Origin of the sequence: uncultured Pseudokineococcus sp. (assembly GCF_947495735.1) — a bacterium.
GTDB lineage: Bacteria > Actinomycetota > Actinomycetes > Actinomycetales > Quadrisphaeraceae > Pseudokineococcus.
This window is the reverse complement of record NZ_CANMAA010000003.1, coordinates 292,579-311,972: the sequence shown is the minus strand read 5'-3', so window position 1 is coordinate 311,972 and position 19,394 is coordinate 292,579. Positions and strand designations below refer to the sequence as shown.

At 76.9% G+C, this 19,394-nt stretch carries 20 protein-coding genes; all 20 read left to right on the top strand.

Annotated features, from left to right (window positions below; genetic code table 11):
* Positions 1-143 precede the first annotated feature (143 nt).
* The 20 genes from Q0848_RS06725 (at position 144) to Q0848_RS06630 (ending at position 19,164) form a co-directional block, all read left to right on the top strand.
* Positions 144-1,499 carry a FliI/YscN family ATPase gene (locus Q0848_RS06725; RefSeq protein ID WP_366146463.1) on the top strand — a complete coding sequence of 452 codons (1,356 nt, stop codon included), beginning with the start codon at positions 144-146 and terminating at the stop codon, positions 1,497-1,499.
* Positions 1,496-1,942 carry a flagellar FliJ family protein gene (locus Q0848_RS06720; RefSeq protein ID WP_299036279.1) on the top strand — a complete coding sequence of 149 codons (447 nt, stop codon included), beginning with the start codon at positions 1,496-1,498 and terminating at the stop codon, positions 1,940-1,942. The genes Q0848_RS06725 and Q0848_RS06720 overlap by 4 nt, the downstream gene beginning before the upstream one ends.
* The gene (locus Q0848_RS06715; protein WP_299036277.1) at positions 1,939-3,105 is read left to right on the top strand and encodes a transglycosylase SLT domain-containing protein; all 1,167 of its coding nucleotides are present in this window, start codon (positions 1,939-1,941) and stop codon (positions 3,103-3,105) included. Before Q0848_RS06720 ends, Q0848_RS06715 begins: the two co-directional genes overlap by 4 nt.
* Entirely contained in the window at positions 3,102-5,288 is a 2,187-nt protein-coding gene (locus Q0848_RS06710; RefSeq protein ID WP_299036275.1) for a flagellar hook-length control protein FliK, read from the top strand. The genes Q0848_RS06715 and Q0848_RS06710 overlap by 4 nt, the downstream gene beginning before the upstream one ends.
* A gap of 64 nt (positions 5,289-5,352) precedes the next feature.
* A complete protein-coding gene (locus tag Q0848_RS06705) occupies positions 5,353-5,805 on the top strand; it encodes a flagellar hook assembly protein FlgD (protein ID WP_299036274.1) in 453 nt (150 codons plus the stop codon).
* Between the two features lie 95 nt (positions 5,806-5,900).
* Entirely contained in the window at positions 5,901-6,770 is an 870-nt protein-coding gene (locus Q0848_RS06700) for a flagellar hook-basal body complex protein (RefSeq protein ID WP_299036272.1), read from the top strand.
* A 455-nt stretch (positions 6,771-7,225) separates the two neighbouring features.
* Positions 7,226-7,549 (top strand): flagellar FlbD family protein, encoded by a 324-nt coding sequence (locus Q0848_RS06695; protein ID WP_299036270.1) that lies wholly within the window; start codon positions 7,226-7,228, stop codon positions 7,547-7,549.
* Complete coding sequence (locus Q0848_RS06690; protein ID WP_299036268.1) at positions 7,549-8,316, top strand: motility protein A; 768 nt, start codon at positions 7,549-7,551, stop codon at positions 8,314-8,316. The genes Q0848_RS06695 and Q0848_RS06690 overlap by 1 nt, the downstream gene beginning before the upstream one ends.
* Entirely contained in the window at positions 8,313-9,305 is a 993-nt protein-coding gene (locus Q0848_RS06685; protein ID WP_299036266.1) for a flagellar motor protein MotB, read from the top strand. Before Q0848_RS06690 ends, Q0848_RS06685 begins: the two co-directional genes overlap by 4 nt.
* Position 9,306: 1 nt before the next feature.
* Positions 9,307-9,813: a flagellar basal body-associated protein FliL gene (locus Q0848_RS06680; RefSeq protein WP_299036263.1), complete on the top strand. Its 507-nt coding sequence runs from the start codon at positions 9,307-9,309 to the stop codon at positions 9,811-9,813.
* A gap of 128 nt (positions 9,814-9,941) precedes the next feature.
* On the top strand, positions 9,942-10,895 hold the full coding sequence (locus tag Q0848_RS06675; RefSeq protein ID WP_299036261.1) for a flagellar motor switch protein FliM: 954 nt from the start codon (positions 9,942-9,944) through the stop codon (positions 10,893-10,895).
* Positions 10,892-11,620: a flagellar motor switch protein FliN gene (fliN, locus tag Q0848_RS06670; protein WP_299036259.1), complete on the top strand. Its 729-nt coding sequence runs from the start codon at positions 10,892-10,894 to the stop codon at positions 11,618-11,620. Before Q0848_RS06675 ends, fliN begins: the two co-directional genes overlap by 4 nt.
* 5 nt (positions 11,621-11,625) lie before the next feature.
* Complete coding sequence (locus Q0848_RS06665) at positions 11,626-12,534, top strand: flagellar biosynthetic protein FliO (RefSeq protein WP_299036257.1); 909 nt, start codon at positions 11,626-11,628, stop codon at positions 12,532-12,534.
* Positions 12,531-13,352 carry a flagellar type III secretion system pore protein FliP gene (gene fliP, locus Q0848_RS06660; protein ID WP_299036255.1) on the top strand — a complete coding sequence of 274 codons (822 nt, stop codon included), beginning with the start codon at positions 12,531-12,533 and terminating at the stop codon, positions 13,350-13,352. Before Q0848_RS06665 ends, fliP begins: the two co-directional genes overlap by 4 nt.
* Positions 13,352-13,630 carry a flagellar biosynthesis protein FliQ gene (gene fliQ, locus Q0848_RS06655; protein WP_299036253.1) on the top strand — a complete coding sequence of 93 codons (279 nt, stop codon included), beginning with the start codon at positions 13,352-13,354 and terminating at the stop codon, positions 13,628-13,630. The genes fliP and fliQ overlap by 1 nt, the downstream gene beginning before the upstream one ends.
* Before the next feature lie 4 nt (positions 13,631-13,634).
* Positions 13,635-14,414: a flagellar biosynthetic protein FliR gene (locus Q0848_RS06650; protein WP_299036251.1), complete on the top strand. Its 780-nt coding sequence runs from the start codon at positions 13,635-13,637 to the stop codon at positions 14,412-14,414.
* A gap of 54 nt (positions 14,415-14,468) precedes the next feature.
* Positions 14,469-15,563, top strand: a complete 1,095-nt coding sequence (locus tag Q0848_RS06645; RefSeq protein ID WP_299036249.1) for a flagellar biosynthesis protein FlhB — start codon at positions 14,469-14,471, stop codon at positions 15,561-15,563.
* A 214-nt stretch (positions 15,564-15,777) separates the two neighbouring features.
* Positions 15,778-17,382, top strand: coding sequence for a methyl-accepting chemotaxis protein (locus Q0848_RS06640; RefSeq protein WP_299036247.1), 1,605 nt, complete (start codon positions 15,778-15,780; stop codon positions 17,380-17,382).
* 76 nt (positions 17,383-17,458) lie between these two features.
* The gene (locus Q0848_RS06635) at positions 17,459-18,646 is read left to right on the top strand and encodes a glycosyltransferase (RefSeq protein ID WP_299036245.1); all 1,188 of its coding nucleotides are present in this window, start codon (positions 17,459-17,461) and stop codon (positions 18,644-18,646) included.
* Positions 18,643-19,164: a GtrA family protein gene (locus tag Q0848_RS06630; RefSeq protein WP_299036243.1), complete on the top strand. Its 522-nt coding sequence runs from the start codon at positions 18,643-18,645 to the stop codon at positions 19,162-19,164. The genes Q0848_RS06635 and Q0848_RS06630 overlap by 4 nt, the downstream gene beginning before the upstream one ends.
* Positions 19,165-19,394: the final 230 nt, after the last annotated feature.

Sequence of the window (19,394 nt, the reverse complement as noted above, 5' to 3'; positions counted from 1 at the left end):
TCGAGCGCCCCACCGCGCTCGTCGGGCACCGCTGGACCGCACCGCTGGCCCACCCCCCGGCGCAGCGCCGACCGCAGGACCCGCCGACCCGCCCCGCGGCCGTGCCGCTGCCGGACACCGCGAACGACGCCGTCGTGCCCGCCATGCCCGCCGGCCTGGAGGAGCTCACCGCGCGCCTGGCCGCCGCGCGCCTCGCCGGCGGACCGCTGGCCCTCGGCGTCGTGCGCTCCGTCACGGGGCTCGCGGTGGAGGTCGTCGGGCTGACCGCGGGCGTCGGCGAGGTGCTCGAGATCGGCGAGGAGGGCGCGGCGCCCCTGCGCGCCGAGGTCGTGGGCGTGCGCGCCGGCGTCCTCGCCTGCATGCCGCTCGGCACCTCCGAGGGCGTCGCCGCGGGCGTCCCCGTCCGCCGCGCCGCGCCGCGCCTGTCGGTCCGCGTCGGGGACGCCCTCCTCGGCCGCGTCCTGTCCGGCCTGGGGGAGCCCCTGGACGGCCGTCCCCTGCCCCCCGGCCTCGCCGAGGTGCCGCTCGACGCGCCGCCGCCGCCCGCCCTGGACCGCCAGCGCGTCTGCGAGCCGCTGCCGCTGGGCGTGCGGGTCCTCGACACCCTGGTGCCCGCGGGCCGCGGCCAGCGCTTCGGCCTGTTCGCCGGCTCCGGCGTCGGCAAGTCCAGCCTGATGTCGATGGTCGCCCGCGGCGCCCGCGCCGACGTCGTCGTCCTCGCCCTCGTGGGGGAGCGCGGCCGCGAGGTCCGCGAGTTCCTCGAGGACGACCTCGGCCCCGAGGGCCTCGCCCGCAGCGTCGTCGTCGTGGCGACCTCGGACGAGCCGCCGCTGGTCCGCCTGCGCGCCGCCGCGACGGCGACCGCCATCGCCGAGCACTTCCGCGACCAGGGCCTCGACGTCGTCCTGATGATGGACTCCCTGACGCGCGTGGCCACCGCCCAGCGCGAGATCGGCCTGTCCGTCGGCGAGCCGCCGGCCACCCGCGGCTTCCCGCCGTCCGTCTTCGCGATGATGCCGCGGCTGCTCGAGCGCGCCGGGCCCGGCGTCGTCGGCTCCATCACGGGCATCTACACGGTCCTCGTCGACGGCGACGACCACGACGAGCCGGTGGCCGACGCCGCGCGCTCGATCCTCGACGGGCACGTCGTGCTCGACCGGAAGCTCGCCACCGCAGGGCACTTCCCGGCGGTCGACGTGCTCGGCTCGGTCTCGCGCGTCGCCTCGCGGGTCACCACGCCCGAGCAGCGCGCCGACGCCACGACCGTGCGGCGCGCCATGGCCGCCCGGCGCGACGCCCAGGACCTCGTCGACGTCGGCGCCTACGTGCCGGGCGCCGACCCGCTCGTCGACGCGGCGCTGGCTGCGGCGCCGTCCACGCGCGCCTTCCTCACCCAGTCGGTGGACCAGCTGGCGGACCCGGGGACGTCGTGGGCGGCCCTGTCGGGGCTCGCCCGGCTGCTCGACCCCGACGCGGCTCCCGTCGGCGCCGCCGCGTGAGCGCCTTCCGCCTCGCGGGGCTGCTGAGGGTGCGGCGCACGCAGGAGAAGGTGGCGGCGGGCACGAGCGCGCTGAGCTCGGCCGAGGCCCGCGCCGCGCGGCGCCTGCACGAGGAGGCCCGCGCCGTCCTGGGGGCCCACGAGCTCGGCGGCGGGGGAGCGGCCGGCTGGGCCGCGTCGGTGGCGGCCCGCTCCGCGCTGCGCGGCAGCCTCCTCGAGGCCCAGGGCGAGGCCGAGCTCGCCGCAGAGCGCGCCGGCGAGGCCGAGAGGGCCTGGGCCGCGGCGCGGGCGCGCACGCGCGCGCTCGAGCAGCTGGCGGCCCGCCGCGCCGAAGACGAGGCGCGCCAGGCGCTCAAGGCGGAGCAGCGACGGATCGATGACCTGGGCAGGGGGCCAGCCGGCCCCTGGGCACCAGACGAGACGACCGACGAGGAGCGCCCGTGAGCGGCATCGCCGCGGTCCAGGCCCGCATCGCGGGGATCCAGGCGATGATCGGCGACCTGGCGGGGCCCGCGGGCCGGGCCGCCGGCGCCCCGAGTGCGCCCGCCCGCACCGGGGCGGTCGCCGCCACGGGGAGCGCCGCGACGGCGAGCCCCGCGACGGCGAGCGCGCCGTCCGCCGGGGCAGCCACCACCACGACCACCGCCTCGACCTCGGCGGGCGGCTTCTCCGAGCTGCTGGCCGGTCTGGTCGAGGGCGGCGCCGCGGCCCGCACCGCGGCTCCCGCCGCGGTGGCCGCGACCGCGAAGACCTCCGGCGCCTCGCGGGGGAGCTCGGTGACCGGCGCCGACCTCGTCGCCCAGGCGCGCGAGCACCTCGGGGTGCCCTACCGCTGGGGCGGCACGGACCCGAAGACGGGCTTCGACTGCTCCGGGCTGGTCCAGCACGCCTTCAAGGAGCTGGGCATCGACGTGCCCCGGGTCGCGAAGGACCAGATGAAGATCGGGCGGGCCGTCCCGGGCCTCGCCGCCGCCCGCCCGGGCGACCTCGTCGTCCTGGACGGCGGCGGCCACATCGGCATCTACGTGGGCGACGGGAAGATGGTCCACGCCCCGCACAAGGGCGACGTCGTCAAGATCTCGAGCGTCTGGGAGACGCCGACCGCGATCCGCCGCGTGCTGGGGGAGGGCGGCTCCACCCAGGGCACCTCGGGCGCCCCCGCCGCCCCCGCCCTGGACGCCGGCGCGGCGCGCCCGAGCGCCATCCGCAGCGACGTGTCCTCGGCCGTGGCGCGCTACGAGCCGCTGTTCGCCGCCGCGACGCAGAAGCACGGCCTGCCCGCCGGCCTGCTGGCCGCCGTCGCGCAGCAGGAGTCGGGCGGCAACCCCTCGGCGGTGTCCCCGGCGGGGGCGCGCGGCCTCATGCAGTTCATGCCGGCGACGGCGCGCGGTCTCGGCGTCGACCCGATGGACCCGGCCTCCGCCGTCGACGGCGCCGGGAAGCTCTTCGCGCAGCACCTGCGCCGCTACGACGGCTCGATCCCGCTCGCGCTCGCCGCCTACAACGCCGGCCCGGGTGCCGTGGACCGCTACGACGGCGTCCCGCCCTTCAAGGAGACCCAGCAGTACGTGAAGAAGATCACCGCAGCCCTCGGGATCGCGGCGTGAGCGTCGGCGCAGCGATGACGGGTCGCGCTCCCTCCTCCGTCGTCCCCGGCCCCTCGGGCGAGCTGCCGCGCCGCGGCGGCGGCGCCGGCGGGAGCAGCTTCGCCGACGTGCTCGCCGGCGAGTCGTCCCGCTCGGGCGCGCACGGCTCCGGCCCCGCCCGCGCCGGTGCTGCTCCCGACGACCGCCCGCGCGAGCTCGTCCCCGTGGAGGACGGCGCCCGGGACCGCAGGGCCCGCGACCTCGGCAGCCGGGCGGCCCTGCGGCGTCGCGAGGCCGACGCGGGGGAGGACCGCCCCGGGACGCGCCCCGTCCTGGGCCGCGACCGCTCCTGGTCGCGTGAGCCCGTGCCGCGCGACGCCGTGGACGGCGCCCCCGCGACCTCGTCGCCGGCGGCGCAGCCGGCCGCTGCCGCGCCGGCGAGCGCGCCGGCCGCCGGTGCGGCCGCGACGGCCCTGCCGACGAGCACGTCCGCGCCGCAGATGATCTCGGGACGCAGTGCCCCGGAGCTGACATCCGCTCCGGCGGTCGTGGACCCCGCGCTCGTGGGCTCGGCGGTCGTGGACCAGGCGTCCGCAGGCCAGGCGCTCGCCGGCGGGACCGTCCTGCAGCAGCTCGCGCCGCGGGGGCCGACCGCAGTCGGTGCCGCGGCGGGGGCCACCGCGGTGACGTCCGAGGCCGCTGCGGCGCAGGGCGTGTCGGCGTCGAGCGTCCCGGTGGCTGCGGGAGGCACCCCGGACGCCGGGGCAGCGGCTCCTGCGGCGGTGCCCGGTGGTTCGCCCACGCCGTCGACCGCGGCCTCCACCGACGTCCCGCCGGTCGCCGACGCGACAGCCGCCCCGGTGGCGGCCTCGACGCCGGCGCCGGCGCCGGCGCCGGCGCCGGCCGCGGGCCCGAGCGCGCCGAGCACCGGCGAGCATCCGGCGGCCGCGCCGCCCGGTGCGCCCTCGACGTCGGAGACGGCGGAGAGCGCCGCCCCGGGCGCGGGGCCTGCGGCGGGCGCCCCGACGACACCCGCCCCGACGACCCCCGCCCCGACGACACCCGCCCCGACGACACCCGCCCCGACGACCTCCGCCCCCACGACCCCGGCCCCGACGACCCCGGCCCCGACGACCCCGGCCCCGACGACCCCCGCGCCGTCGGTCCCGGTCCCGGCCGCGTCCCCTCCGGTGGCGACGGTCCCGGCTCCGGACGCCCCGGGAGCCGTCGGCACCGCGACGGCTGCGACCCCGGCCTCCGAGCCGGAGGTCCCGACGACGGAGACCGGCTCCCCGTCCGCGAGCTCGGGACCGAGCGCGGTCGCGCAGGCGACCACCGCGCAGACGACCCCCGGGCAGACGGCTCCGGCGACGCCCGGTGCACCCGGACCCGCCGAGGGCCAGCCTCCTGCGGGCGGCCAGGCGTCCTCCGGCGAGCCGGGCTCCTCCGGTGGCCAGGGTCCACCGGGCGGCCAGGGCTCCGGGTCCGGCCAGCAGGGCGCGAGCGGCCAGGCCGCGGCGGACGTCTCGACCGGCCCGGGCGCTGCGCCCGCAGCAGGTCCGGCGCCCGCGGCGGGCTCCCCGACGTCCGCGAGCCCCTCGACCACCGCGCCCGCCGGCCCGTTCGCCCCCTCGGCGGCGGTGCCGGCGAGCCCTGCCCAGCCGTCCTCCGCACCGGCCGTGGGGGCCGTCGAGGCCCCCACCGCCACCGGGACGGCGGCCTGGGTCAGCGCCGCCGCGTCGGGCGGTGCCCGGGGCGGCCTCTCGGAGCAGCTGGTCCCGCGGGCGGCGGCGCTGCGCCTGCTCGGCGAGGGCGTCCACCGCGTCGTCGTCCGCCTGCAGCCCGAGGGGCTCGGGGCGGTGCGCGTGGTCGCCGAGGTCTCCAGCAGCGGTGCCCTGTCCGTCCAGCTCCACGCGGCGAGCGAGGCGGGGCAGGACGCGCTGCGCCAGGCGCTGCCCGAGCTGCGCCGCGACATGGCGACCACCGGGGGCGGCGCGAGCGTCGGCCTCGGGGGCGACGAGGGCGGCACCTGGGGCTCCGGCTCCGCCTGGGGCGAGGGCTCCGGCGGGCGCGAGGGCCCCGGCGGGCGCGAGGGCCGCGGCGGCTCGTCCGGCCGCGCGCCGGCGCCCGTCCAGGCGCCGCTGACCGAGGCGCCCCCGCCCCGCCCCACCGCGCCCCCCGGGCGCCTCGACCTCGTCGTCTGACTCCACCGTCCCAGCCCCGTCGGGCCGCCCTCGCGGCGGACCCCGAAGTCCCAGGAGGACCACCGTGACCAACATCCCGAGCGTGCCGGCCGGCTTCTCGCCGGTCATGACGACACCGGTCGACCCCGCGGGCTCCAGCGAGGCCGTCCGCGCGCCGAAGAAGGAGCTGGACAAGGACGCGTTCCTGAACCTCCTGGTCACGCAGATGCGCTACCAGGATCCCAGCAGCCCCATGGACACCTCGCAGATGATGGCCCAGACCACGCAGATGACGACCGTCGAGCAGCTCACCACGCTCGTGCAGTCCAGCCAGGCGGCGTTCGCCTCGCAGCAGCACCTGTCGTCGTCCGCGCTCGTGGGCCGAGCCGTGTCGTGGGCCGACGCGGCCACCGGCGCCTCGGGCCTGGGCACCGTCACCGCCGTCCGCTTCGCGGCGGACGGGCCGGTCCTGCGCGTCGGCGACGCCGACGTGCCGCTCGCCGCCGTCTCGGGCGTCGCCGCGTCGGCGCCCGCCTGACCCTCCCCGCCCCTCCGCACCCTCGTCATCGCCCGACCGACCTGGCCCGCCCGAGGGCCGCCCGACCCCGCACCACCCCGCCTAGGAGGCGCCCCGTGCTCCGTTCCCTGTTCACCGGCATCAGCGGCCTGCGGGCCCACCAGATGATGATGGACGTCACCGGCAACAACATCGCCAACGTCAACACGACGGGCTTCAAGAACTCGCAGGTGACGTTCCAGGACACGTTCAGCCAGCTGCTCGAGGGCGCTTCGGCCCCCCAGGACGCCAACCAGGGCGGCACCAACCCCTCGCAGGTCGGCCTCGGCGTCCGCGTCGCGGGGATGAGCACGAACTTCGGCCAGGGCGCCACCCAGGTGACCGGTCGCGACACCGACATGCGCATCGACGGCGAGGGCTTCTTCGTCGTCAACGTCGGCGGCGAGCAGATGTACACGCGGGCGGGGTCCTTCAACTTCGACGAGAACGGGACGCTCGTGACCCCGGAGGGCAACCCGGTCCAGGGCTGGCAGGCGCAGAACGACGGCACCATCGGCGCCACCACCGAGGCGACCATGACGAACATCTCGCGCAACGGCTCGACCCCGGCGGGCCACACGCTGACGGGCTACAAGATCGGCGCCGACGGCGTGATCACCGGCGTCTTCCGCAACAACACCGACGGCAACGTGATCCAGCAGAGCGTCGCTCGGATCGCCGTCGCGACCTTCACCAACAACGAGGGCCTGGAGAAGGCCGGCTCGTCGAACTACCGCGAGAGCGTCAACTCCGGCGACGTCACCATCAACGCGCCGGGCCAGGGCGCCAACGGTCGGCTCGCCACCGGTGGGCTGGAGATGTCGAACGTCGACCTCGCCCAGGAGTTCACCAACCTGATCATCTCCCAGCGCGGCTTCCAGGCGAACTCCCGCGTCATCACCACCTCCGACGAGCTGCTCCAGGAGCTCGTCAACCTCAAGCGCTGACCCCCGAGGGGCTCCGCCCCTCGCCCACCCCCTCGCACCCGACCGCCCGGTGCCGCTCGACGCGGCACCGGGCGTTCGCGCACCCACGACCGGGCGCACCCACGACCGGGCGACCTGCAGAGGTACCGGTCACGCAGCGTCTGCGCAGTTCAGGGTCGCGAGCTGCGCCTTCGACCGGACTTCTGCAGGTCGCCCGGCGGGAGAGGGGGCTGGTCTCCCGCCCGGTGCACCCCGCCGCGCTCGAGCCGCCGCGCCCGAGCCGCTGCGTCCTTGCAGCGCGCCCCGTCCGCTCGGCCCTCGCCCGCCCGGGTGAGATCGCCGGCGGGCGCTGGCGCCCAGACCCTTCCGCCCTCAGCGGCCACCAGGTACGGCCGATGAGATCCACGAGGCCCACGGACGGGCCTCCCGCCGGGCGGTGCTCCCACCGCTCCACCGCTCGCCCAAGGACGGCTCCCATGATCATCTTGACCCGCCTGGCGGGGTCCCGCTTCGCGGTGAACCCCGACCTGCTGGAACGCGTCGAGGCCACCCCCGACACGGTCCTCACGCTCCTCGACGGCACGAAGTACGTCGTCTCGGAGTCGCTCGAGGACGTCGTGCGCCGCGTCGCCGACTACCGCGCCACCGTCATCGCCACCGCCCGCCGGCTCGCCGAGGCGGACGCCGCCGCGGCCGAGCTCGCGGCCGAGCACGACCCCGCGAGCCCGGCCGACTGGCCGTCCGACGTCACCCCCCACCTCGCGCCGGCCGTGCCGCTGCGCCGTCGCAGGAGGTCCTGATGGATCCCGCAGCCCTCGTCGGCATCCTCTTCGCCCTCGGCGCCATCCTCACGATGATGATCCTCGAGGGCGGCAACCCCCTCGCGATCTTCCTGCCGGCCCCGATGATCCTCGTCTTCGGCGGGACCTTCGGCGTCGCCGTCGCCGGCGGCCTCCTCAAGGACGCCAAGGCCATCGGCGGCACCCTCAAGAAGGCCTTCCTCACGCCGCCGAAGAAGATGGACACCACGGTCGCCACGATCGTGCAGCTCGCCGAGCGGGCTCGCCGTGAGGGCCTCCTGGCCCTCGAGGACGCCGTCAAGGAGGTGGACGACGAGTTCCTGCGCGACGGCCTCCAGGCCGCCGTCGACGGGACCGACCCCGAGGACCTCCGGACGATGCTGCTCGACCGCAGCGACCAGAAGTCCGCGGCCGACAAGCGCGCCTCGAAGTTCTTCAGCGACATGGGCGGCTACGCGCCCACCGTCGGCATCATCGGGACGGTCATCTCGCTGGTGCACGTGCTCGAGAACCTCTCCGACCCCGGCGGCCTCGGCCACATGATCGCCGCCGCCTTCGTCGCCACGCTCTGGGGCGTCCTGTCGGCCAACATCTTCTGGATGCCGATCGCCAACCGGCTCAAGCGCCTGGCCGAGGTCGAGGCCGCGCAGATGAACCTGGTCGTCGAGGGCGTCCTCGCCATCCAGTCCGGCTCCAACCCCCGACTGGTCAAGCAGCGCCTCGCGAGCCTCGTGCCCGCCGGGGAGCTCAAGGACGAGGCGGCGTGAGCGCCGGCGGGGCCCACGGCCGCGCCCGACGGGGTGGTGGGCACGACGAGGGCGGCCACGACGGCCCCGACGAGCGCTGGCTCGTGAGCTACGCCGACATGATCACCGTGCTGATGGCCCTGTTCATCGTGCTCTTCGCCATCAGCCAGGTGGACGCCCAGAAGTTCCAGCAGCTCAAGCAGGGCCTGGCCGAGGGCGTGGGCGCGAACAGCAGCATCCCGATCGACGGGGGCTCGGGCATCCTCGTGAGCAACGGGTCGCTGGCGGCTCCCGCGCAGCCGCAGACCGCCGTCCAGCTCGAGGACCCCGCCGCCACGGCGGCTGGTGCGGGCGCCGCCTCGCCGGCCCGCGCCGCCTCCGCCATGGAGGCCGCCCGCCAGGAGGTCGAGCGCCTCGACGGCCTGGAGCGCCAGCTCGAGGCCGCCCTGCAGAGCGGCGGCCTCGGCGACCGGGTCGACTTCCGCATCACCGACCGCGGTCTGGTGGGGGCGATCGTCGCCGACGACGTCTTCTTCGAGTCGAGCAGCGCCGCGCTGCGCGACACCGGCCGGGAGGTGCTCGACGTGATGGCGCCGGTGCTCGACGCCGACCAGCACCCGCTCGAGCTGCAGGGCCACACCAACTCGCTCCCGGTGCGCGGCGGCGTGTACCCCAGCAACTGGGAGCTGTCGGCGGCGCGCGCCGCCGCCGTCGTCCGCCACCTCGAGAAGGACGGCATCGCCTCGGAGCGCATGACGGCCGTGGGCCACGGGCAGACGCGGCCCCTGTACCCCGGTGACGACGAGAAGGCGCTGTCCGGCAACCGGCGCGTCGACCTCGTCGTCATCTCCGACCAGCCGGCCGAGGTCAAGGCGCTGCTGCCCGAGGCAGCCGCCGAGGCCGAGGCCAGCGCAGCCCCGCCCGCCCCCGCCGTCGCTCCCGACCCGGTCGCCGTCGCGCCCGTCGTCGAGGCCTCGGCAGCCGACCACGCCGACGACGGAGGCCACTGACATGGCCGTGCAGCGCACCACCGCCACCCCCACGACGTCCAAGGAGAAGTCCGTGCCCGGCAAGACCGCAGCCCCCGCCGCCGCCGACGAGGCGGAGGCTCCGAAGAAGAAGAAGCTCCCCCTGCTCATCGGCGCCGTCGTCCTGCTCGTGGCCGTCGCCGCCGGCCTCTGGTTCTTCGTGCTGGGCGGCTCCAGCGCCGAGGCGGCGGAGGAGCCCGCGCCGGAGAAGGGCGAGGTCGTCGCCCTCGAGCCCGTCTCGATCAACCTCGCGAACGGCTCCTACCTCCGCCTCGGCCTCGCCCTGCAGCAGACCGCCGACGCCACGCACGCCGCCGAGGGCAGCGAGGCGCTCGACCTCGCCATCAAGACCTTCTCCGGGCGCACCACCGAGGAGCTCAACGACCTCGCGGTGCGCGACGAGCTCAAGCAGGAGCTGCTCGTGGAGGTGGAGGAGGCCTACCACCAGGAGGTGATGGACCTCTACTTCACCGAGTTCGTCACGCAGTGACGCGCTCTCCGCGCGCCTGAGCCCTCCGCGGCCCGGCACCGCCCCTTCCTCCGGGGCGGGGGCCGGGCCGCGGAAGTCCTCGGCGCGTCGGGGCTCAAGCCCCCGCGCGGTGCGGCCGATGGAGTGTCGTGCCCACCACCCGAACAGCGCAGCCGAGCACCGGCACCGGGTCCCGACCCGGCAGCGCCCGCCAGCGCCGCCGCGGTGTGGTCGTCCCCTGGGACTTCCGCGCGTCCGGCCGCATGGCGCGCGAGCACCTCCGGGTCCTCGAGCTCGCCTTCGAGACCCTCGCCCGCCAGTGGACGACGCAGATGGTCACGCGCCTGCGCGCCGACGTCTCCGTCGAGCTGCGCACCGTCGACCAGTGCACCTACGACGAGCACGCGAGCACCCTCGCCGTGCCGTCCCCGCTGGTCGTCCTCGGCACGGACATCGGTGCCGCCGGCCTCCTGCACGTGCCGTCCGAGGTCGTGCTGTCCGTCGTCGACCACGGGCTGGGCGGCCCCGGCCGCCAGCAGGAGGCCCGCGAGCTCACCGAGCTCGAGGTCGGCGTCCTGCGCGACCTCGGGGACAAGGTGATCGCGGCCCTCGACTACGCCTTCGCGACCATCACGCCCCTGGGCACGCGGCGCACCGCCACCGAGCAGATCCCGCAGCTGGCCCAGGCCGCGCAGGCCACCGATCAGGTCGTCGTCGCCCGCTTCGGCATGACGGTCGGTGCGACGACCGGCGAGGCCACCCTGGCCCTGGTGCTCGCGCCGCTGCAGGCCCGCCTCGGCTCGTCCGCGGCGCCCAGCGAGCGCTCGGCCGAGGAGCTGGAGGCCGAGGCCCGCGCCCAGGCCGCCGTCGTCGGCGCGATGCCCAAGGTCCCCGTGGACGTGGCGCTGCGCCTGACGCCGACCCGCGTCACCTCCGACCGCGTGCTCGACCTCGCCGTCGGCGACGTCGTGCCCCTCGGCCACCCCACGTCCCGCCCCCTCGAGGTCGTCGTCGCCGGGCTCGTGGTGGCCCGCGCCGTCCCGACGGCCTCCTCCACCCGCCTGGCCTGCATGGTCGTGTCCACCGAGGAGAGCCCGCGATGAGCGCCCCCACCACCACCACCGCCACCTTCGAGGTCGCCGAGGTCGCCGAGGCGGCCCGCGCCGCCTCGGGCCTGGTGCCCGCCCCGGGCGCCCTCGTCGTCGACCCCGCCGCGGACGGCGCCCCCGACGTGTGGCCCGACCCGAGCGCCCCGGCGGTCGCAGCCCCCTTCTCGGGTGCCCGCAGCGGTCTCGTGGTCCTGGTCCTGGACGCCGCGACGAGCGCCGCGCTCGCCGCGGATCCCGCCGGCCCGGGCAGCGAGGGGCTGGCCGACGCGCTGCGCCCGGCGCTCGAGGCCGCCGCGGGCAGCCTCGGCCCGGTCGCTCTCGGCCCCCTGCGCACCGCGACGGCGGCGGACCTCGACCTCGCCTCCGCGCCGGTGGTCCCGCTGCTGGCCGACGGCACCGCCCGCGCCTGGGTCTCCCTGGTCGCCAGCGGCGACCTGGTGGCGTCCGTCCCGACCGGCGCGCCGCTCGGCGGCACCGCGGGGCTGCACCTGCTGCGCGACGTCGAGATGACCCTCTCGGTGGAGATCGGCCGGGCCCGGATGACGGTGGCCGAGCTGCTGACGCTCGCCCCCGGGCGGGTCGTCGAGCTCGACCGCGCGGCCGGTGCGCCCGCCGACCTGCTCGTGAACGGGCGGGTCGTCGCCCGCGGCGAGGTCGTCGTCGTGGACGAGGACTTCGGCCTGCGGGTCACCGAGATCCTCGGCAGCGAGCAGGCCTGAGCGCGGTGGACACCCTCGGCCTCCTGCTGCGCGTCACCTGCTCCCTCGCGGCCGTCCTCGGCCTCGTGTGGATGGTGCGCCGCGGCCTGCTGCGCGGCGGCGGCGGGCGCGCCCGCCTCGCCGTCGGCAGCATCACGGTGCTCGCGCGCCAGCAGCTCACCGGCCGCGCCAGCGTGGCGCTGGTCCAGGTCGGCGGCACGGGCCTCGTGCTCGGCGTCACCGACTCCTCGGTGCAGGTGCTGGCCAGCCGGCCGGTGGACGAGCTGCTCCTGCAGCCGGCCGAGCCGGTGCCCGCCCCCCGCCCCCTCGCCGCCCGGCCCGCCGGCCGCCGCCTGCTCCCCACCGCCCGCCGCGAGGCCGTGGCCCTGCCCGCGGTGCTGCTGCCCGCCGCCCCCGCGGCGACGGAGGTCGTCTCGCCCGACGCGGCGCCCGCGGCCCCGGTCGCGGTGCCGACGGCCGCTCCCGCCGCTGACGCGCTGCCGGGAGTGGTCCTCGACCCCGTCCCCGCGCCCGCCCCCGTCGCCGCCCCGGGCGCCGTCGCCGGCCCGGACACCGCCCCGGGCCTGGAGCCGCTGTACGAGGAGCTGCGTCGTCGTGCGCTGGACGCGCTGCCGCGGCAGGAGCGCCGCGAGGCCCCGGCCGCCGGGGCCGCCGACGCCGCGGAGGTCGGTGCCCCGGCGCCGCCCGCGACCGGCTTCGAGGCCTCCCTGGGCCTCGAGCTGGACGCCCGGCCCTCCGACGTCACCGAGGGCCTCGAGGTCACCGAGCGGGACGCCGCCCCGGCCGCCCGTCACGCGCGCCACGCCCGCACCGGCCCCGCCACCCGGCCCGGTGCCCTGAGCGGCTCCGCCCTGTCCCCGGCCACGTGGGTCCAGGCCGTCGACGCGCTGCGCGAGCGGACCGGGCGCCGGTGAGCGCCCTCGTCGGCGCCGACCGCGCCCGGGTGCCGGCCCGCGCCGCCGCGCTGGCGGCGCTGCTGCTCGCGGTCGCCGTGCTCGCCCTGGCCACGGCGCCCGGTGCGGCAGCGGCCGGCCTGGAGGGCCTCACCGAGGGCCAGCCGGGCGTCTCGGTCGACGTCCAGGGCGTCGACGGGAAGCCGAGCAGCGCGCTCGTGATCCTCCTCGGCATCACCGTGCTGTCGGTGGCGCCCGCGGTCCTGCTCATGATGACGGCGTTCACCAAGATCTTCGTGGTGCTCTCCATCACGCGGAACGCCCTGGGGCTGACCGCAGCACCGCCGAACCAGGTGCTCGCCGGCCTCGCCCTCTTCCTCAGCCTCTTCGTCATGGCGCCCGTGCTGGCCGAGGTCAACGAGCTCGGGGTCCAGCCCTTCCTGCGCGGCGAGCTCGACCAGACCAGGGCGCTGGAGACGGGCGTCGGCCCGCTGAAGGAGTTCATGCTCGCGCACGTCCGCAGCGACGACCTGGCGCTGGTCACCCGTGCCGCCGACCGCCCCAACCCCGAGACGCGCGCCGCCACACCGCTGCTCACGCTCATCCCGGCCTTCGTGCTCTCCGAGCTCCGGGCGGCCTTCATCATCGGCTTCGTCATCTACGTGCCGTTCCTCGTGATCGACCTCGTCGTCTCGGCGGCGCTGATGTCGATGGGCATGATGATGCTCCCGCCGGTCACGGTCTCCCTGCCCTTCAAGCTCCTGCTGTTCGTCCTCGTGGACGGCTGGGGCCTGGTCATCACCGCGGTCATCGGCAGCTACGGGACGGGGGCCGGCTGATGGACGACGTCGCCGTCCTGCAGGTGGCCGTCCAGGCGATGACGGTCGCCGCCAAGATCTCGGCCCCGATGCTGCTCACCGCGCTCTGCGTGGGCTTCGTCATCTCGCTCTTCCAGTCCGTCACCCAGATCCAGGAGGTGACGCTGAGCTTCGTGCCGAAGGCCATCGCCGTCGGCATCGCGCTCATGGTCTGCGGCCGCTGGATGATCCTGGAGATGACGAGCTTCACCACCGAGCTCTACGGCCAGATCCCCGGGCTCGTCTCCGGGACCGGCTGAACCCGTGGACATCTCGCTGCCGCTGGAGCAGGTCGTGGCTCTGGCGCTCGCCAGCCTGCGCGTGCTCGGCTGGTTGCTGCTGGCCCCGCCGTTCTCCTACAAGGGCTTCCCCGCCCAGGTGAAGGCGCTGCTGGCGCTCGCGCTGGCGCTGGTCGTGCAGCCGGACGTCTCCGCCCTGGTGGCCACGGGCCTCACCACGCTGGCCCTCCTCGTCGTCGCCGCGCAGGAGCTGCTCATCGGCACCGCGCTGGGGTGGCTCTGCTACCTGGTCTTCGCCGCGGTGCAGAGCGCCGGCGACCTGCTCGACGTCTTCGGCGGCTTCCAGCTCGCGCAGGGCTACGACCCGCTCATGCAGAGCGGCTCGTCGGTGCTGGGCCGCATCTACCAGCTGGTGGCGCTCGCGCTGCTGTTCGCCAGCGGCGCCCACCTCGTCGTGCTCGCCGGGCTGCTGCGGACCTTCGAGGTGCTCCCCGTCGGGCAGGCGATCGACCTCTCCACGGTGGCCCGGGTGGCGACCGAGGGCGTCGCGGGGCTCATGCTCGCCGCCCTGCAGATCGCCGGTCCCCTCATCGCGGTGCTCTTCCTCACCGACGTGGGCCTCGGCCTGCTGACCCGCGTGGCGCCCCAGCTCAACGCGTTCGCGCTGGGGTTCCCGCTGAAGATCCTGGTGACGCTCGTGCTCGTCGGCCTCACCGCGAGCCTGCTGCCCGACGTCGTCCGCACCCTCGCCGAGCAGATGGCCGAGACGGTGATGGGCACCGCCCGCGCGAGCGGGGACGCGTGAGCGCGCGGACGGCCGCGCCGGCGGCGGCGCGCACGAGCGGGGAGGAGCGGCGTCGTGTCCGGTGACTCCGGGGAGAAGACCGAGCAGCCCACCGAGAAGCGGCTCAAGGAGTCGCGCAAGGAGGGCCGGGTCGCGCGGTCGGCGGACGTCGGCGCGTGGCTCGGCATGGCCGCGGCCGGGGCCTGCCTGCCCCTGACGGTCACGCGGGGGTGGGAGGCGGCCCAGACGTCCCTGCAGCACGTCCGCGACGTCGCGGCGACGCCCGACCCGGAGCTCGCCGTCGTCGCGCTGGCCGAGGGGCTCCAGGCCGTGGCGCTCGTGGTCGCGCCCCTCGCCGCCGTCACCGTGGTCGTGGCCATCGCCGCGGCGGCGGCCCAGGGGGGCCTCCACCCGGCGACGAAGAACTTCAAGCCGCAGTTCTCCAAGCTCAGCCCCAAGCAGGGGATCACGCGCATCGCCGGGCCGCAGGCCTGGTGGGAGGCGTGCAAGATCCTGCTCAAGTCGGCGGTGCTGGGCACCGTCCTCTTCCTCGCCGTCAAGGGCCTGCTCCCCGTGCTCATCGGCACCGGCGCCCTCCCGCTCGGCGCCACGATCGACGCGGTGCGCGGCGGGACGGCGACCCTGCTCCGCAGCGCCGTCGTCGCGGGCCTCGTCCTCGCGATCGCCGACTACCTGGTCGTGCGCCGCCGGACCATGAAGGGCATCCGCATGACCCTCAAGGAGGTCAAGGACGAGCACAAGCAGAGCGAGGGCGACCCGATGCTCAAGGGCGCCATCCGCTCCAAGCAGCTCGCGATGAGCCGCAACCGGATGATGGCCGAGATCGCCACCGCCGACGTCGTGCTGCTCAACCCCACCCACGTGGCCGTGGCGCTGCGCTACGAGCCCGGCCGCGGCGCGCCGCGCGTGGTCGCCAAGGGCGCGGGCGCCGTCGCCGCGAAGATCCGTGAGCGCGCCGCCGAGCACCGCGTGCCGATGGTCGAGGACGTCCCGCTCGCCCGCGCCCTGCACGGCGCCTGCGCCCTGGGCCAGGAGGTCCCCGCCGAGCTCTTCACCTCCGTCGCGCGCGTGCTCGCCTTCGTGATGCGGCTGCGCAGCCGCGGGGCGGCCGCCGGGCGGCACCGGATGCCCGCTGCGGCGACGGCCTGAGCGTCCGGCCCGTCGCCTCAGACGCAGGGCCCCGCTGCCGACAGGAGGAGCAGGAGCGCCGGTCGCCCCGTCGACGCGCGCCCTGCCCTCGCGCTGCCTCCCGTCCCCGCGGGAGCTCGCGACCGGGCGCTCCGCGCCGTCCGGGGGCCGGAGCCAGCGCGCCACGCGCACCTGCTCGGCCGTCGTCCCAGCCCTCGTCCCGCACGGAGTCCCCATGAGCACCGCACAGCCCGCCCCCGCCTCCTCCCGTCGTCGACTCCGGGACCTGAGCCTGGTCCGCAAGATCGGCGTCACCGTCGCCATCCCGTGCCTGGCGAGCGCCGTCGTGAGCGCCGTCGCGATCGACGGCCTCCGCGAGGTGCGCACCGCCGCGGCGGAGGTGCGCTCGGAGAACTTGGAGGCGCTCGAGGCGGTGAACGACGCGCGCGCCCTGTACCAGGCGCAGCGCGTCAGCGCCCGCGACGTCCTGCTGCGGCCGGACCAGGCGCAGGCCCAGGTGGCCGAGATCGAGGAGGCCTTCGCGACGATCACCGACGACCTGGTGACGTACCAGCCCCGCGCGGCGGACCAGGAGGTCGCCGCCGGGCTGGTGGCCGCGCTGGAGGAGTACGCGGTCCTGGTGCGCGAGGACGTCGTCCCCGCGGCGCTCACCGGCGACCCCCGGGCCCTCGCCGCCGCCGTGGACGGGACGTCGGAGACCGTCGCGGCCGTCGAGGAGGGCTTCGCCGGGGCCATCGAGGCGGAGGGGGCGAGCGCCGAGGCGCGCGTCGCGGCCGCGGAGGCGACGAGCCGCGCGACCGGCGCGCTGATCCTCGCGGTGGCGCTGCTGGCCCTCCTGCTGGCGGCGGGCGTCGCGGCGGCCGTCGTCCGCGGCATGAAGATCACGCTCGGCGAGGTCGGGCGGGTGCTGACGGCCATGGCCCGGGGCGACCTCACCCAGCGCCCGCAGGTCGACCGCGACGACGAGCTCGGTCGCATGGCGCGGTCCCTGGAGACCGCCCAGGCCGGTGTGGCCGGCGTCGTGCGCGACGTCAGCGCCGGCGCCGGGACGCTGGCGGCGGCGGCGGAGCAGCTGTCGGCGACCTCCCGGACGATCGCCGGGTCGGCGGCGGACACCTCGGAGCGCTCCTCGGAGGTCGCCTCGGCGGCCGAGGAGGTCTCGCGCACGGTGCAGACGGTCGCGGCGGGCTCGGAGCAGATGGGCGCCTCCATCCGCGAGATCTCCAGCAACGCCTACAGCGCGGCCGAGGTCACCAGCCGCGCGGTGGAGGTGGCGGCGCAGACCTCCGAGCTCGTGAGCCGGCTCGGCGCGTCCTCGGAGGAGATCGGCAAGGTCGTGAAGGTGATCACGACGATCGCCGAGCAGACCAACCTGCTGGCCCTCAACGCCACGATCGAGGCGGCGCGGGCCGGCGAGGCCGGGCGCGGGTTCGCCGTCGTGGCCAACGAGGTCAAGGACCTCGCGCAGGAGACGGCCCGGGCGACGGGGGACATCACCGCGCGCGTGGCCGCCATCCAGTCCGACACCGAGGCGGCCGTGGCCGCCATCGCCGAGATCAGCGGCGTGGTCGACCAGGTGAACGGCTTCCAGGGCACCATCGCGTCGGCGGTCGAGGAGCAGACGTCGACGACCTCGGAGATGAGCCGCAACGTCGCGCAGGCGGCCGCCAGCGCCGGGGAGATCGCCGCGACGATCGCCGGGGTGGCCTCGGCGGCCGGGGAGACCACCACCGGCGTCGGCGAGTCGCTGAGCGCGGCCTCCGAGCTCAGCGAGCTCTCGGGCCGGCTGCAGACCCTCGTGGGCCGGTTCACCGTCTGACCGGGTCGTGCCGGTGCGTCCCCGGGCCGCCCGCGCCCGCGCGGCAGCCCGGGGTCCGAGCGGCCATGATGGCCCCGTGCGGGTCGCGCTCGTGTCCGAGGTCTGGACCCCAGAGGTCGACGGGCTCGTCACCCGTCTGGAGAGCACGGTCGCCGAGCTGCGCCGCGCCGGCCACGACGTCCTCGTCGTGGCACCCACGACCGGGACCGACGTCCCCGGGGTGGTGGAGCGCCGCACCCGGGGCGTCCGCATCCCCTTCCTCTACGGCGGGCGGCGCTGGGGGGTGCCCGACGCCAGGGTCGCCCGGGCGGTGCGCGACTTCGCGCCGGACGTCGTCCACGTCGTCAACCCCGTCCTCATGGGGGTCGCCGCCGCCCTGCGGCTGGCGCCCCGCCACCCGCTGGTCGTGAGCTACCACACCGACGTCGCCACCTACGCCGGCCACTACCACCTCGGCGCCGGCGAGGGCTTCGTGCACGCCTCCATGCGGGCGACGTACCGGCGCGCGGACGTCCGGCTCGCCACGTCCGCCGTCGGGCGGGGCCACCTCGCCGAGATCGGGATCGACGACGTCGACCTGTGGGGCCGCGGCGTGGACACCGCCGCCTTCCGCCCCGGCCGGGACGGCTCCCGCCTGCGCCCGCGGCTGGGCCCGGACCCCGACCTGCCCGTGGCGCTGCACGTCGGGCGCATCGCCAGCGAGAAGGGGTGCGACCGGCTGGTCCCGCTGGCCTCGACCGACCCGCCCGTGCAGCTGGCGCTCGTCGGCGAGGGCCCGGACCGCGACCGCCTCGCGCGCGTGCTCGCCGGGCGGCGCGCCACCTTCACGGGGGTGCTGCGCGGGGACGACCTCGCCGACGCCTACGCGGCCGCCGACGTGCTGGTCTTCGCCTCGGAGACGGACACGCTCGGCCTGGTGCTGCTCGAGGCGATGGCGAGCGGCCTGCCCGTCGTCGCGCTCGACACGAGCACCGCCCGCCAGACGCTGGAGGGCTACGAGGCCGCGCACCTCGTCCCGGCCGGAGCGGGGGAGGACGGGTGGAACCTCGCCGTGCGCGCCGCGGCGGAGGCCGCAGCCCGCGCGGGCGAGGCCCACGGCGGGGGGGCCGAGGGCCGGGTCGCCGCCCGCGCGGCGGTCGCCCGTCCCGCCGACGACTGGGTCGTGACGACCGAGCACCTCGTCGCGGACGTCTACGAGCGGGCGGTCGAGCTGGCCGGGCGCCGGATCGCGACGTCCCGGCGCCGCCCGGCCGGAGCGCGGTGAGGCCGTCCCGGGGGAGCACGGCCACCGCCGCCCCGGCCCGCCCCCGCGGGGACGCCCCGCAGCTGGCGACCCGGCGCCGGGTCGGGCGCTTCGGCGTCGTCGCGGCGATGAACGCGGCCGTGGACGTCGGCGTGACCACCGGGCTGGTGCTGCTCCTGCGCCCCGACCCCAGCCCGCAGGAGCTGGCCGTGCTCAGCGCCGCCGGCGTCGTCGCCGCGCTCGTGCACAGCTACGCCTGGAACAGCCGCTGGACGTTCGGGGACCGGGCCGCCGGCCCGTCGCGGAGCGACCGCCGCGCCCAGCGGCTGCGCTTCGCCCTCCAGGGAGGGGCCAACGTGGCCGTCGGCGCCCTCGTGGTCTGGGCCGCCTCGCGCGTGCTCGACGGGACGACGCCGCTGCCCCCCGACGCGGCGGACGCGCTCGCCAAGCTCCTGAGCATGGTCACCGCCTCCACGGTCAGCTACCTGCTCATGCACCACCTGGTCTTCCGCGGGCGCGGCCCCGCCGCTGCCCGCTAGCGACCTCCCTCCACGACCGCCGGCGGTGCGCCCGTCCCGGCCCGCCGGTGCTGAGGAGGACGACGCGCCCGGGTCCACCCGACACGCCGCTCCCACCCGTCCGGCTCAAGGTCGGCAGCCCCGCTGCCGAGGACACCTGTGCCAGGACGGCGCGCAAGGGCGGACGGATCCGCGAGGGAGAGGGCCGAGGGGCCCTCCAGCAGACCGGGAGCGATCCCGGGGGAAGGACG